This window comes from Geodermatophilus sp. URMC 63 (genome assembly GCF_053502565.1).
Window position 1 is genome coordinate 2,770,652 of sequence record NZ_CP199956.1, and the last position, 13,960, is coordinate 2,784,611.

Consider the following 13,960-nt stretch of genomic DNA (forward strand, 5'->3'; position numbering starts at 1 on the left):
AGCGGCCCACGGACAGCCCAGCCACGAGGAGGCACCGATGACGACGGCGACCGGTGAGAGCACCCGGCGGCTGGGGACGGCGCCCGACCCCGGCAGCCTCGACGCGGCCGAGCGGATGGGGGTCGACGAGCTGCGGGCGCTGCAGCTCGAGCGGCTGCGGTGGTCGCTGCGGCACGCCTACGAGAACGTGCCGCACTACCGGCGCGCCTTCGACGACGCCGGCGTGCACCCCGACGACTGCCGCGAGCTCGCCGACCTGGCGCGGTTCCCCACCACCAGCAAGGCCGACCTGCGGGAGAACTACCCCTTCGGCATGTTCGCCGTCCCGCAGGAGCAGGTGCGGCGCATCCACGCGTCCTCCGGCACCACCGGCCGGCCCACCGTCGTCGGCTACACCGAGCGCGACCTCGCCACCTGGGCCACCGCGATGGCCCGCTCCATCCGGGCGGCGGGCGGGCGGCCGGGCGACGTGCTGCACAACGCCTACGGCTACGGCCTGTTCACCGGCGGCCTGGGCGCCCACTACGGCGCGGAGGCGCTCGGCTGCACGGTCGTCCCGGTCTCCGGCGGCATGACGCCGCGGCAGGTGCAGCTGATCACCGACTTCCGGCCGCGGATCATCATGGTGACGCCCTCCTACATGCTCACCGTCATCGACGAGTTCGAGAAGCAGGGGCTCGACCCGCGCGCGAGCTCGCTGGAGATCGGCGTCTTCGGCGCCGAGCCCTGGACCGAGCAGATGCGCCGCGAGATGGAGGAGCGCCTCGACATCCAGGCCGTCGACATCTACGGGCTGTCGGAGGTGATGGGCCCCGGTGTCGCGCAGGAGTGCGTGGAGACCAAGGACGGCCTGCACGTCTGGGAGGACCACTTCTACCCGGAGGTCATCGACCCGATCACCGGCGAGGTGCTGCCCGAGGGCGAGGTCGGCGAGCTGGTGTTCACCTCGCTGACCAAGGAGGCCATGCCGGTCGTCCGCTACCGCACCCGTGACCTCACCCGGCTGCTGCCCGGGACGGCGCGGCCGGGGATGCGGCGGATGGAGAAGGTCACCGGCCGCACCGACGACATGATCATCCTGCGCGGCGTGAACCTCTTCCCGACCCAGATCGAGGAGGTCGTGCTGCGCACGCCGGGCCTGGCGCCGCACTTCGCGCTGGAGCTGACCACGCACGGGCGGCTCGACCACCTCGTCGTCCGGATCGAGGCCCGTCCCGACTGCCCGCCCGACCGGCGCCCGGCCGCCGCCGCCGAGGTCGCCAAGGGCGTCAAAGACACCGTCGGGACCAGCGTCGAGGTGCTCGTCGTCGACCCGGAGACGCTGCCGCGGTCGATGGGCAAGCTGCAGCGCCTGGTCGACCACCGGGACCGCCCGTGACGGAGGTGCGGGTCCGCCGGGGCCGGCCCGGGCACTCCCTGGACTCGCTGCTCGACGTCGCGGTCGCGCTGTTCAACGAGCGCGGCTACGACGCCACGAGCATGGAGGAGCTCGCCGCGCGCCTGGGGATCACCAAGTCGGCGATCTACCACCACGTGCCGAGCAAGGTCGAGCTGCTGCGGCTGGCCCTCGACCGGGCGCTGGACGCGCTGTTCGCCGTCACCGAGGAGCCGCAGGCGGTGGGCGGGCGCGCGATCGACCGCCTCGAGCACGTCGTCCGCGGCTCGGTCCGGGTGCTCGCCGCCGAGCTGCCGTTCGTCACCCTGCTGCTGCGGGTGCGCGGCAACTCCCCGGTGGAGGAGGCCGCGCTCGGGCGGCGCCGCGAGTTCGACCGCGTCGTCACCGACCTCGTGCGCGCCGCGGAGGAGGAGGGCGACGTGCGTCCCGACGTCGACCCCGCCGTCACCAGCCGGCTGCTGTTCGGCACCGTCAACTCGCTGACCGAGTGGTACCGCCCCGGCGGCAGCCTGTCCGCCGACGACCTCGCCGACGCGCTGGTCGCCACCACGTTCGGGGGGCTGCGGGCCCGCTCCTGAGCCGGCCTCAGGCGGCGGTCCAGCGGATCGGCAGCCGCTTGACCCCGCGCTGGAAGTTCGACCGCAGGAGCGCCGGGGGCCCGTCGGGCTCGACGGAGCGGGTCCGGCGCAGCAGCTCGGCGAACAGCGCCCGCACCTGCACGCGGGCCAGCTGCGCGCCGAGGCAGAAGTGCGGCCCGTGGCCGAAGGCCAGGTGCGGGTTGGGGGAGCGGCGGACGTCGAACCGGTCGGGCTCGTCGAACACCGCCTCGTCCCGGTCGGCCGAGGTGAAGGAGACGACGACCTTGTCCCCGGCCCGGACGCGGACGCCGGCGAGGTCGGCGTCCGTCGTCGCGGTGCGCCGGAACACCATGACCGGCGTCCACCAGCGCAGCAGCTCCTCCACCGCGCCGGGCAGCAGCGCGGGGTCGGCGCGCAGCGCGGCCAGCTGGTCGGGGTGCTCGAGCAGCGCGATCAGCCCGCCCGGCAGGCCGTTGCGCAGCGTCTCGTTGCCGGCGACGGCGAACAGCCAGAAGAGGTTCTCGAACTCCTCGGCGCTCACCTGCCCGCCGTCCTCGTCGACCTGGGCCAGCAGGACCGACATGACGTCGGAGCCGGGGGAGCGGCGCTTCTCCTCGGCCAGCAGGCGGGCGTAGGCGTAGAGGTCGGGCATGCCGGCGCGGGTGCGGGGGTCGGGCATCCGCCCGTCGGGTCCCGGCGCCGGCCGCAGCGCCAGCGCCTCCCGGGCCATCGCCGTCCCGCCGGTGCCGTCGAAGGCGGCCGAGGTGGCGTAGTCGGGGTCCTGCCAGCCGATCACCCGGTTGGACCAGTCGAACAGCAGCCAGCGGTCCTCGGCCGGCACCCCCAGGACGTCGGCGAGGGTCAGCAACGGCAGGTCGGCGGCGAGGTCCTTGGCGAAGTCGCACCGGCCCTCGGCGGCGCCGCCGACCACCCGGTCGACCAGGCCCGCCGCCGTCGCCTCGATCGACGCGGTCAGGGCGGCCACCGCGCGCGGCGTGAACGACCGGGACAGCAGGCGCCGCAGCCGGGAGTGGTCGGGCGGGTCGGTGTTGAGCATCATCCGGCGCACCCACGCCAGGTCCGCCGCGTCGCGGACCTGGGTCGCGCCCAGCCACGAGGAGAAGGTCACCGGGTCGCGCAGCACCCGCTCCACGTCGGCGTGCCGGAGCACCAGCCAGAACCCCGGGCCCGCGGGCTGGCCGTGCAGTGCCGGCTCCTCGACCCAGGTCACCGGCGCCTCCGCGCGCAGCCGGCGCAGCAGCCCGAACGGCGGCCCCTGCTCGTAGGCCGCCGGGTCGACGAGGGCCAGGGTGTCCTCGGGCGGCAGCCGGACGGCGCTCATGGCCGGCAGTGTCGTGTCGGCCCGGTGGCGGGACAAGGCCTCCCCACGGCGGCCCCGCGGGGAGGCCCGGTCAGGCCCCGCCGCGGACGTGGCCGACGACGAGCTCGGCGGTGCGCTCGGCGGCCACCTCCGGGATCCAGTGCGGCACGCCCTCGAGCACCTCGAGCCGGTAGGGCGCGGCGACGTGGTCGCGGGTCCGCTCGGTGGCGGCGCGGCCGAGGGCGACGTCGCCGGTGCTCCACACGTGCAGGGTCGGCACGGTCACCCGGCCCACGGTGTCGCGCACGGCGAGGGGGATCGCGCGGTACCAGGCCAGCGCGCAGGACAGCGCCCCCGGCCGGCTCATGCGCGTGACGTAGCGGGCGGCCGCGTCCCCGGGCACCCCGCTGCTCTCCAGCAGCCGCCGCAGCAGGTCGCCGTCGCGGGCCAGCAGCAGCCGCTCGGGCAGCACCGGCACCTGGAAGGCGGCGACGTAGGTCGAGCGCAGCCCCTGGTCGCTGGTCAGCACCGCCCGCCCGAGGGCGGCCGGGTGCGGCACCGACAGCGAGGTCAGCGTGCGCACGCGCTCCGGGTGCCAGGCGCCGAGCGCCCAGCCGACCAGGCCGCCCCAGTCGTGGCCGACGACGTGCGCGCTGCCCAGCCCGGCGGCGTCCAGGAGCGCCAGGACGTCGCCTACCACCTCCCGCAGCCGGTACGCCGACCGCCCGCGCGGCCGGGCCCCGGGGCTGTACCCGCGCTGGTCGGGCGCGAGCGTGCGCAGCCCGGCGGCGTGCAGCAGCGGGGCCATCCGGTCGAAGGCCGAGGAGTCCTGCGGGAAGCCGTGCAGCAGCACGACCGGCTCCCCGTCGGGGGGACCGCCGTCGCGGACGTCGAAGACCAGGCCGTCGCGTTCGAACCGCTCCATGCCCTCCCCCTGCCCGGGCCATGGGTGCCGGAACCCCCGCCGTCGGGGAGGATGGGCCGGTGACGGTGACCGCGGCGGAGCTGATCGTGCTGGTCGACGACGACGGGACCCCGATCGGCACGATGCCCAAGCCGCTGGTGCACCACGGGGAGACGCCCCTGCACCGCGCGTTCTCGGCCTACCTCTTCGACGACGCCGGCCGGCTGCTGGTCACCCGCCGCGCCGAGGACAAGCAGACCTTCCCCGGCATGTGGACCAACACCGTCTGCGGGCACCCCGGCCCCGACGAGGACGACGACGCCGCGATCGCCCGCCGCGCGTCCTTCGAGCTGGGCCTGCAGGTGACCGGCCTGCGCCCGGCCCTGCCCGGCTACCGCTACCGCGCGGAGTTCCGCGGCGTCGTGGAGAACGAGATCTGCCCGGTCTACGTCGGCCGCTTCGCCGGCACGCCCGCCCCCGACCCCAGCGAGGTCGGGGAGTGGGAGCTGCTGGAGTGGGCCGCCTTCCGCCGGCGCCAGGAGGCGTCCGGGCGCGACGAGTGGTCGCCCTGGTGCCGCGAGCAGGCCCGGCTCATCGAGCAGGCCGGCCTCGTCCCGACACCCTGACCCGCCGCGCGCGGGAGGCGTAGCCGGGGAGACACGGACGGTGGCGGGCGCGCGAGCCGCGTGGTGTCGCTGACCGGGGCGCGCGGGGACGCCGACCTAGCGTCCGGCGCGTGGAACGACGCGGTTTCCTGCTGCTGCTCGCCGCCGGTCTGACCAGCGCGGCGGTGGGGCGGGGTGCCGCCGCGCTGGCCGCCCCGGAGCCCGTCGTCGCCGCGCCCCCGCCGGCTCCCGTCCCGGTCGCCGACGCGCAGCCGGCCGGACCGGCCGGCGTGGTCGCCGTCCCCGCGCCGGCCGGTGTCGTCGACACGCTGCCGGGACCGGGCGCCAACCTGGCGCTGACCATCGACGACGGCAGCAACGGCGAGGCCGTCGCCGCGCTGGTCACCCTGGCGAAGGAGACCGGCACCCGGCTGACCTTCTTCCCCAACGGCTCCTACCGGACGTGGGGCGACAACGCCCGGGACCTGTGGCCGCTGATCGAGTCCGGCCAGGTCGCGTTCGGCAACCACACCTGGTCGCACCCGGACGTGACCACGCTCCCCGACGCCGAGGTCGCCGAGGAGCTGCGCCGCAACCAGGACTTCCTGCGCCGCACGCTCGGCGTGACCGCCACCCCGTTCTGGCGCCCGCCGTTCGGGTCGCACGACGCGCGCACCGACGCGATCGCCGCCGACCTCGGCCACCCGACGACCGTGCTGTGGAACGGGACCTTCGACGACGGGCGGGTGGTCTCCCCGGCCGAGCTGGTGGCCGCGGGGGAGCAGTGGTTCACCGCGCAGGCGATCGTCGTCGGCCACGCCAACCAGCCCTCGCTCACCGCCGCCCTCGACCAGCTCCTGGGGCTGGTCGAGACCCGGCAGCTGCAGACGGTCACCCTCGCCGACGTCTGGTCCGCCCCGGCCTGACCCGCCGGAGTCGTTCGCGCGCGGACGGCGGTGCCCGACCTGCGGGCAGGGGCGGTGTCGGCGAGGCTGGGCGGGACGGACCTGATCACGGCCCCTACCGGGCCGGTGGACGGAGGTAGCAGGTGGCTGGGGAGCTGAAGGGGCGCGTGGCGCTGGTCACGGGCGGGGCCAGCGGGCTGGGCCGGGCGACGTGCGTGTCGCTGGCCGAGGCCGGCGCGCACGTCGTCGTGGCCGACATCGACGCCGACGGCAGCGCGCGGACCCGCGACCTGGTCACCGACTCCGGCGGCAGTGCCGACGTCGTCGCGCTCGACGTGACCGACGACGCGAGCCGCCGCGCGGTCGTCGCGCAGCTGTTCGAGCGGCACGGCGACGCCTTCGACGTCCTGGTCAACGTGGCCGGGATCGACCGGCCCGGCTACGTCACCGACATCGACCTCGACGACTACCGCCGCGTCATGGCGGTCAACTGCGAGGGCCCGGTCTTCCTGACCAGCGAGTTCGTGAAGCGGGTGCAGCACCTGCCCGAGGGCCGCACGGCCGACGTCGTGCACGTCGTGTCGCTCTCGGCGATCACCTCGGGCAGCGGCGCGATCGCCTACAACGGCTCCAAGGCCGGCTTCCTCAACGCCACCCGCTGCATCCAGCGCGAGCTGCGCGAGAAGGCCGTGCGGCTGGAGGACGGCTCCGAGCGGCCCTTCCCGTGCCGCGTGCAGGCGGTCATCCCCGCCGCGATGGACACCCCGATGATGGAGCAGTGGGGCATCCCGTCCCACCTCATGATGCCGCCGTCGGCCGTGGCCGACACCGTGCGGACGCTGCTGCTGCTGCACCCGGCGGCGTTCGTGCCGGAGATGCAGATCGTGCCGCGCCTGGAACCGAACTTCCCCCGATGACCGGAGACGACATGACCGAGCCCAGCGACGTCCCCGACAGCGGCATGGCCTCCGGCTCCGACGCCGGCGAGCCGGGCGAGCACCTCGGCAGCGGCGACCTGCGCCCGGACGAGGAGCGTCTGCTCGCCGAGCTGGAGCGGGGGGTCGACGACGCCCCACCCGAGGCCGGTGACGCCGAGCTCCGGGCGGCCGAGGACGAGGCGCCCCTGCCCGGCGACGGCGGCCCCCAGGACGACGGCCTCGAGGCGGAGTTCAGCGACCCCGACGGCACCTCCGGCGAGGCCTGAGCCCGGCCCCTCCACGGTGCCGGAGCACGATCGGCCCCCTCCCAGGGGCCCACGGCGAGCTCGCGAGTCGGGGGGAGGGAGGGGGTCCTTCCGCTACTGGGGGAGGAGGCGGACGGCGACCAGCGCCACGTCGTCCTCCGCGCCGTCGGGCACCAGCCGCTCGAGCACCTCGTCGCACACCACGTCGACCGGCAGGGCGTGCAGCTCGGCCAGCGCCCGGCCCAGCCGGTCGACGCCGGCGTCGAAACCGGTGTCGCGGCGCTCGACCAGCCCGTCGGTGTAGAGCAGCACGGTCGAGCCCCGCCGCAGCACCGCCACCTGGTCGGTGCGCACCGCCTGCGGGTTCACCCCGAGGAGCAGGCCCGGCCGGGCGGCGGTGAGCGCCTGCGCGGCGCCGTCGGGGCCGACGACCAGCGGCGGCAGGTGCCCGGCGCTGGACCACCGCAGCCGGGTCACGCCGGCGGCCCGCTCCTCGTCGGTCTGCTCCAGCCGGCCGACCAGCACGGTGGCCATGGCGCCCAGCCGCAGCCCGTGGATGGCCGCGTCGAGGCGGGCGAGCACCCGCGCGGGGCCCTCGGCGCTGTCGTAGGCGATGCCGCGCAGCAGCCCGCGCAGCTGGGCCATGGTCGCGGCGGCCTCGGTGTCGTGGCCGACGACGTCGCCGATGACCAGCATCGTGGAGCCGTCGGGCTGCAGGAAGACGTCGTACCAGTCACCGCCCACCTGCGCCTCGCGCGCGGCGGGCACGTAGCGCACGCCGACCTCGAGGTCGTCGGGCTCCGGCGGCTCGGACAGCAGGCTGCGCTGGAGGGTCTCCGCGGCGCGGACGATGCTGCGGGAGCGGGCGTAGAGCGCCTCGAGCAGGTGGTTGCGCAGCTCCAGGACCTCGGCGCGCTCCTGCGGCGTCCACGGCTGCGAGCGGTCGCGGACGGTCTCCCGCCAGCGGTCGAAGCTCTTGCGCGGGCTGAGCCGGACGCCGTCGCCCTCGCGCTCGGCGATGGCCTTGTTGTGCGGGTCGCCGCCCCAGTCGACGTGGTGCACGGCCTCGCGGCGGTGCCACAGGACGAACTGCCCCTCCGGCAGCGGCAGGGCGAGGACGCCGCAGACGAGGTCGGGCGGCAGGTCCAGCTCCGGTGCGTCGCGCCGGAGGGAGTCGGTGACCACGACCTCCCCGCCCCGCGCCGCCGCCCAGGCCACCAGCCGGTCCACGACCTCCGGGGGCAGCTGCTCGCCCGTGCTGCCGGTCTCGCCCTGCAGGGCGAGGGTCACGCCCTCGGCCGGCAGCACGTCGAGCAGGCTGGGGCTGCCCAGCAGCGCGCCGGGGAGTGAGCGGTCCTCGTCGAGCGTGGCGGTGGTCAGCCACGCCAGCGTCGAGCGCACCTGCAGCGCCCGGTGCACCTCGTCCTCGGCGGTGCGGTCGACCAGGCGCAGCGACAGCGCCGAGCCGAGGAACTCCGCCGCCGCCCGGGTGGCGTAGGGCGGCGCGTGCGGGCCGTCGTAGTGGTGGCAGGCGATGAGGCCCCACAGCTCCTCGTCCTGCAGCAGCGAGATCGACATCGAGGCGCGCACGCCCATGTTGTGCAGGTACTCGACGTGGACGGGCGAGACGCTGCGCAGCGTGGAGTAGGTGAGGTCGAGCGGACGGCCGGTGGCCGGGTGCGCGGTGGGGTGGATCGGGCTCGGGACGTAGTCGACGTCGGAGATGAGCCGGATCCAGTTCTTCTCGTACAGCGCCCGGGCCTGGGCCGGGATGTCGGAGGCGGGGTAGTGCAGGCCGAGGAAGGGGTTGAGGCGCTCGGCCTTCGCCTCGGCCACGACCTCGCCGTTGTAGTCGGCGTCGTAGCGGTAGACCATCACGCGGTCGAAGCCGGTCAGGGACCGCACGGCCTGCGCGGTCGTGTCGTAGAGCTCCTGCAGCGTCGAGCCGCGGTTGAGCTCGGCGACGGCGCTGCGCACCGCCTGGTAGGTGTTCGGGAAGGAGAACGGCCGCGGCCCGTGCGCCGGCTCCAGCTCCACCACCAGGTTGGTCAGCGGCGGGACCGTGCCGTCCTCGCCGCCCTCGAGCACGGCGCGGTGCAGGATCGCGTCCACCGGCACGGGCCCGCCGTCGACGTCGAGGGTGATCTCCACCGGGTTGCGCTCGCGCAGGTCGCCGAACGCGCTGGCCGACCGGACGACGGCCCCGGCCTGGTGGACCCCGATCACGTCGGCCAGGGGCCGGCCGAGCGCGTCAGACCACGCCACCCCGGTCAGCCCGGCGAGGTTCTCCGACGCCTGGACGACGAGCAGGTCGGGCTCGCTCACGCTCAGCAGCACGCCGCGGGGCTGGATGCTGCCCGGGACGTGGATCGGCTCGCGCGCGCAGTTGTCGAGGTCGACCGGCGTGCCCGGCGCCAGCCAGGCGACGTCGGGCCCGGCGTCGGCCGGGACGTCCGCCCGGACGTCGGTCACGCCGGGACCGCCCGCGACCGGGCGGCCGGTCGGCACCAGTCGGCGAGGACGGCGAAGGTGGTGCGCGCCGCGGCGACGACCCGGTCGGCGTCCCCGGGGCCGGCCACGTGCTCGCGGGTGACCCGCCGGAAGGCGTGCCACATCGCACCGGTGTCGGCGCCGTAGGGGCTGAAGCAGCGCAACCGCGGGCCGCCGGCCAACCCGGGCAGCGTGGCCAGGTGGCGGTCGATGAACGTGCCGCCGAGCGTCGAGCCCTCCATCACGTAGAGCCGGCCGAGCGCCGCGTCGGTGTCGCGCACCTCGGGCAGGGTGGGCCGCTCGTCCGGCTCCGGGTCGGCGCCCAGCGCGCGCAGGTCGGCGGCGTAGAGCGCCGCGCGGCGGCGGCGGTCCCAGTCGACGGCGGCGGCGTCCGCGGGGGAGTGGCGGGCCCAGGCGTCCAGGCCCGCCTCGGCCGCCAGCCAGAAGCCGTGCAGCCGCGCCAGGACGCCGGCCAGCCGGTCCCGGTCCAGGTGCGGGTCCATCAGGTCGAGCGTGGACTCGACCCGGTCGTGCTCCTCGGCGGTGGCCGTGCGCAGGTCCCGGAGGACGTCGCCGGCGCCGCCCGCGTCTCGAGGCAACGCCTCTCCTCCCGCAGCCATCAGCACCTCCGAGGGTAGGTCACCCTCCGGACGGCGTCGCGCCCGAACGGACTCCCCGGTTCCGTGTGGCCGGGCTCACGGCCGGGGCAGGCGGGCGCGGCGCAGCGAGGCGTGCACGAGCAGCCGGGTGTCGCCGTCGGCGAGGTCGAGGCCGGTGAGCGCGGTGACCCGGCCCAGGCGGTAGTACAGCGTCTGGCGGTGGATGCCGAGGGCGGCCGCGGTGCGGGCCACGCTGCCGGCCGCGTCGAGGTAGGCCTCGGCGGTGGCGGCGAGCAGGGGCTCGGCCAGCAGCGGGGCCACCGCGGGGTCCGGGGCGGGCAGCGCGGCGGCGGTCCGCCAGCCGCCGAGCTCGGCCCACTGCGCCACCGGTGCCAGTCGCGGCACCAGGCCCGCGACGGCCGCCGCGGCGCGCGCCTGCGCCCAGCAGCCGGCCAGCCCGCCCGCGCCGGACGTCGCCCCGGACACCCCCGCACCGGTGCCGGCGGGCAGCCGGGCGAGGGCGGCGGCCGCGGCGGCGCCGGCGGGGCGCAGGTCGCCCGTCCGGGCCAGCCGCACCAGGACGGCGACCTCGTCGCCGTCCCCGCCGTCCCCGGGCAGCACCGCGGACGACGGCGGGGGCCGCCAGCCCGGGGGCAGCGCGCCGCCGGGTGGGCGCAGGGCCACCAGCGCGAGCGGGACGCCGTCCCCGAGCCGGTCGGCCAGCGCGCGGGCGGCCCGCTCGCGGGCGGGCCCGGGTCCGGTCAGGACGGCGGCCAGCGCGGTGCCGAGGTCGCCGTCCTCGTCGCGCTCGGCGAGCAGCCGCCCGGCCCGCGCCGCCAGGGCGACCGCCGCGGCCAGGACGGGGTCGGTGTCGTCGTCGGGGTCGGTGCGCCCGCCGTCGAGCAGCCACAGGTAGCCGCGGGTGCGGCCGTCGGCGCGGACCGGCAGCAGCAGGCGGGTGAGGACGCCGGTCGCGGGGTCGGCGGGGGTGCGCAGCGGCCGCTCGGCCCGGGCGATGCCGAGGTCCTCGAACCAGCGGCGGGTGGCGGGGGTGGAGCCGCGGCCGAGGATGGACCGGGCCCGGACGGCGTCCATGGCGGCGGTGGCGTCATCGGCGTCGTCGGTGGGGTGGGCGCAGAAGGCCAGCAGCGTGAAGTCGACGTCCTCGAGCGTCGCCGGGGCCCCGAGCAGGCGGGACACCTCGTCGACGACGTCCTGCAGGTCGTTCCGCACTCGTACGACTGTATGAGACCGGGCGGGTGGAGTCCGTACGTCTGTCCCTGGTGGCGGGGGTGTGACGTGCCTAGCGTTCTCGTCGACCGTGCTCCTCCGCACAGGGGCACGACGACAGACGGAGGTGCCCGTGCTCTCGCAGAAGGCCCTGCTCCTCGGCGCGTCCCGGCGGCCGGCCCTGCGCCGCGCGCTGGTCGGGACGCCGGTCACCCGGCACGTCGTCGACCGGTTCGTGGCCGGCGAGACGCTGCCCGAGGCGCTCGACGTCGTCCGCCGGCTCACCGGGGAGGGCCTCGCGGTCACCCTCGACCACCTCGGTGAGGACGTCACCGACCGCGCCGAGGCGTGCCGCTCCCGCGACGCCTACCTGGCCGCGCTCGACGGGCTGGCCCCGCTCGGGCTCGGTCGGGCCGCGGAGGTGTCGGTCAAGCTGTCGGCCTTCGGGCAGGCGCTGCCCGGCGGTGAGGACCTGGCGCTGGAGCTGGTCCGGCCGGTGGTCGAGGCGGCCGCGGTGATCGGGACGACGGTCACCCTCGACATGGAGGACTCCTCGACCGTCGACGCCACCCTCGGCACCCTCGCCGAGCTGCGCCGCACCCACCCCGGGACCGGCGCGGTGCTGCAGGCCGCGCTGCACCGCACCGAGGACGACGCCCGGGCGCTGGCGGTGGCCGGGTCGCGGGTGCGCCTGGTCAAGGGCGCCTACGACGAGCCGGCGTCGGTCGCCCACCAGGACCGGCACGACGTCGACGCCGCTTACGCCCGCTGCCTCGGCGTGCTCATGCGCGGGCCGGGGTACCCCATGGTGGGCAGCCACGACCCGCGGCTGGTCTCGCTGGCCCAGCGGCTGGCGGCCGAGTACGGCCGCGCGGCGGACTCGTGGGAGGTGCAGATGCTCTACGGCATCCGCCCCGCCGAGCAGCACCGGCTGGCCGCCGAGGGCGTCACCGTGCGCGCCTACGTCCCCTACGGCGTCGACTGGTACGGCTACTTCGTCCGCCGGCTGGCCGAGCGCCCCGCGAACCTGCGCTTCTTCCTGCGCTCCCTCGTCACCACGTCCTAGACCACGTCTCACACCAGGAGGCCCCCGTGGACGCCGTCACCAACGTCCCCCCGCCGCGCAACGAGCCGGTGCTCGACTACGCCCCCGGCTCGCCGGAGCGCGCGGCGCTCCAGCAGCGGCTGACCGAGCTGGCCGCCGAGCCGCTCGAGCTGACCATGACCCTCGGCGACAAGCAGCGGATGGGCGGCGGCGAGCGCTTCGACGTCGTCCAGCCGCACCGGCACGCCGCCGTCCTCGGCACCGCGGCGCACGCCACGCACGCCGACGCCGAGGACGCCGTCCGCTGGGCCAAGGAGGCGGCGCCGGGCTGGCAGGAGCTGTCCTTCGACGACCGCGCCGCGGTCTTCCTCAAGGCCGCCGACCTGCTGGCCGGGCCGTGGCGGCAGACGCTGAACGCCGCGACCGTGCTCGGGCAGTCCAAGACCGCCCACCAGGCCGAGATCGACAGCGCCTGCGAGCTGGTCGACTTCTGGCGCTGGAACGTGCACTTCGCCCGCGAGATCGTCACCGCGCAGCCGGTGTCCTCCCCGGGCGTCTGGAACCGCAGCGACCACCGGCCGCTGGAGGGGTTCGTCTACGCCGTCACGCCGTTCAACTTCACCGCGATCGCCGGCAACCTGCCCACCGCGCCGGCGCTCATGGGCAACACGGTCGTGTGGAAGCCGGCGCCCACCCAGCAGTTCGCCGCGCACTTCCTCATGCGGCTGCTGGAGGAGGCCGGGCTGCCGCCGGGTGTCATCACGATGGTCACCGGCGACGGGATCCCGGTCTCCGACGTCGTCCTGGCCGACCGCGACCTCGCCGGCATCCACTTCACCGGGTCGACGCCGGTGTTCCAGCACCTGTGGCGGACGGTGGGGGAGAACATCGCCAACTACCGCGGCTACCCGCGGATCGTCGGCGAGACCGGCGGCAAGGACTTCGTCGTCGCCCACCCCTCGGCCGACGTCGACGTGCTGCGGACCGCGCTGGTGCGCGGCGCCTTCGAGTACCAGGGGCAGAAGTGCTCGGCGGCGTCGCGGGCGTACGTGCCGCGGTCGGTGTGGGCGCGGCTGCGCGACGACCTGGTCGGCGTCACCGAGTCGCTGACGATGGGCGACGTCACCGACTTCTCGAACTTCATGGGCGCGGTCATCGACCGGAAGTCGTTCTCCAAGCTCTCCGGCGTCATCGACCGGGTGGACGACGACCCGGCGCTGTCGATCGTGGCGGGCGGGCAGAAGGACGACTCCGAGGGCTTCTTCGTGCGCCCGACGGTCATCGAGGGCACCGACCCCGGGCACGAGGTGTTCACCACCGAGTACTTCGGCCCGATCCTCGCGGTGCACGTCTACGACGACGCCGACTACGACACCGTGCTGCAGCAGATGGAGTCGGCGGCGCCGTACGCGCTGACCGGGGCGGTCATCGCCCAGGACCGCGCGGCGATCACGCACGCGCAGCGGGTGCTGCGCTTCGCCGCGGGCAACTTCTACGTGAACGACAAGCCCACCGGCGCCGTCGTCGGCCAGCAGCCCTTCGGCGGCGGGCGCGCCTCGGGCACCAACGACAAGGCCGGCGCGGCGCAGAACCTGCAGCGCTGGACGTCGACCCGCTCGCTCAAGGAGACCTTCGTCCCGGCGACCGACCACCGCTATCCGCACATGGCGTAAGGACCACCCTTCCCCCCACGCCTCGCAAGCT

The 13,960-nt window shown here is 75.8% G+C and carries 13 protein-coding genes; 8 read left to right on the plus strand and 5 right to left on the minus strand.

Annotated elements, in window-relative coordinates; genetic code table 11:
- The first annotated feature begins 37 nt into the window (after nt 1–37).
- A complete protein-coding gene (gene paaK, locus ACWIZO_RS13645) occupies nt 38–1,378 on the plus strand; it encodes a phenylacetate--CoA ligase PaaK (RefSeq protein ID WP_448638212.1) in 1,341 nt (446 codons plus the stop codon).
- Nucleotides 1,375–1,974 carry a TetR/AcrR family transcriptional regulator gene (locus tag ACWIZO_RS13650; RefSeq protein ID WP_448638213.1) on the plus strand — a complete coding sequence of 200 codons (600 nt, stop codon included), beginning with the start codon at nt 1,375–1,377 and terminating at the stop codon, nt 1,972–1,974. Before paaK ends, ACWIZO_RS13650 begins: the two co-directional genes overlap by 4 nt.
- Nucleotides 1,975–1,981: 7 nt before the next feature.
- Here the strand turns inward: ACWIZO_RS13650 and ACWIZO_RS13655 are convergent, their stop codons facing one another.
- Both ACWIZO_RS13655 and ACWIZO_RS13660 read right to left on the minus strand, forming a co-directional pair.
- Nucleotides 1,982–3,316: a cytochrome P450 gene (locus tag ACWIZO_RS13655; RefSeq protein ID WP_448638214.1), complete on the minus strand. Its 1,335-nt coding sequence runs from the start codon at nt 3,314–3,316 to the stop codon at nt 1,982–1,984.
- 70 nt (nt 3,317–3,386) lie between these two features.
- Nucleotides 3,387–4,220: an alpha/beta fold hydrolase gene (locus ACWIZO_RS13660; protein WP_448638215.1), complete on the minus strand. Its 834-nt coding sequence runs from the start codon at nt 4,218–4,220 to the stop codon at nt 3,387–3,389.
- 59 nt (nt 4,221–4,279) lie between these two features.
- On the opposite strand from ACWIZO_RS13660, the gene idi reads away from it, so the two are divergent.
- The 4 genes from idi to ACWIZO_RS13680 all read left to right on the plus strand — a co-directional run bounded on the left by idi (nt 4,280) and on the right by ACWIZO_RS13680 (nt 6,913).
- Entirely contained in the window at nt 4,280–4,825 is a 546-nt protein-coding gene (idi, locus tag ACWIZO_RS13665) for an isopentenyl-diphosphate Delta-isomerase (RefSeq protein ID WP_448638216.1), read from the plus strand.
- A 110-nt stretch (nt 4,826–4,935) separates the two neighbouring features.
- Nucleotides 4,936–5,730, plus strand: a complete 795-nt coding sequence (locus ACWIZO_RS13670; RefSeq protein WP_448638217.1) for a polysaccharide deacetylase family protein — start codon at nt 4,936–4,938, stop codon at nt 5,728–5,730.
- 122 nt (nt 5,731–5,852) lie between these two features.
- Nucleotides 5,853–6,626: an SDR family NAD(P)-dependent oxidoreductase gene (locus tag ACWIZO_RS13675; RefSeq protein WP_448638218.1), complete on the plus strand. Its 774-nt coding sequence runs from the start codon at nt 5,853–5,855 to the stop codon at nt 6,624–6,626.
- An 11-nt stretch (nt 6,627–6,637) separates the two neighbouring features.
- Nucleotides 6,638–6,913, plus strand: a complete 276-nt coding sequence (locus tag ACWIZO_RS13680; RefSeq protein ID WP_448638219.1) for a hypothetical protein — start codon at nt 6,638–6,640, stop codon at nt 6,911–6,913.
- A 93-nt stretch (nt 6,914–7,006) separates the two neighbouring features.
- Here ACWIZO_RS13680 and ACWIZO_RS13685 read toward each other — a convergent pair whose 3' ends face one another.
- The 3 genes from ACWIZO_RS13685 to ACWIZO_RS13695 form a co-directional block, all read right to left on the minus strand.
- Nucleotides 7,007–9,364, minus strand: coding sequence for a SpoIIE family protein phosphatase (locus ACWIZO_RS13685; protein ID WP_448638220.1), 2,358 nt, complete (start codon nt 9,362–9,364; stop codon nt 7,007–7,009).
- On the minus strand, nt 9,361–9,981 hold the full coding sequence (locus ACWIZO_RS13690; protein WP_448638221.1) for a biliverdin-producing heme oxygenase: 621 nt from the start codon (nt 9,979–9,981) through the stop codon (nt 9,361–9,363). Before ACWIZO_RS13690 ends, ACWIZO_RS13685 begins: the two co-directional genes overlap by 4 nt.
- A gap of 96 nt (nt 9,982–10,077) precedes the next feature.
- Nucleotides 10,078–11,214: a helix-turn-helix domain-containing protein gene (locus ACWIZO_RS13695; protein WP_448638222.1), complete on the minus strand. Its 1,137-nt coding sequence runs from the start codon at nt 11,212–11,214 to the stop codon at nt 10,078–10,080.
- 130 nt (nt 11,215–11,344) lie between these two features.
- Between ACWIZO_RS13695 and ACWIZO_RS13700 the strand changes: the two genes are divergently transcribed.
- Entirely contained in the window at nt 11,345–12,277 is a 933-nt protein-coding gene (locus ACWIZO_RS13700; protein WP_448638223.1) for a proline dehydrogenase family protein, read from the plus strand.
- Nucleotides 12,278–12,303: 26 nt separating this feature from the next.
- Entirely contained in the window at nt 12,304–13,929 is a 1,626-nt protein-coding gene (gene pruA, locus ACWIZO_RS13705) for an L-glutamate gamma-semialdehyde dehydrogenase (RefSeq protein ID WP_448638224.1), read from the plus strand.
- Nucleotides 13,930–13,960 lie beyond the last annotated feature (31 nt).

Bases quoted from the DNA above. Each gene is read 5' to 3' on its own strand.
- ACWIZO_RS13660 (WP_448638215.1), bottom strand. From the start codon at position 4,220: ATGGAGCGGTTCGAACGCGACGGCCTGGTCTTCGACGTCCGCGACGGC.
- paaK (WP_448638212.1), top strand. From the start codon at position 38: ATGACGACGGCGACCGGTGAGAGCACCCGGCGGCTGGGGACGGCGCCC.
- ACWIZO_RS13655 (WP_448638214.1), bottom strand. From the start codon at position 3,316: ATGAGCGCCGTCCGGCTGCCGCCCGAGGACACCCTGGCCCTCGTCGAC.
- ACWIZO_RS13680 (WP_448638219.1), top strand. From the start codon at position 6,638: ATGACCGAGCCCAGCGACGTCCCCGACAGCGGCATGGCCTCCGGCTCC.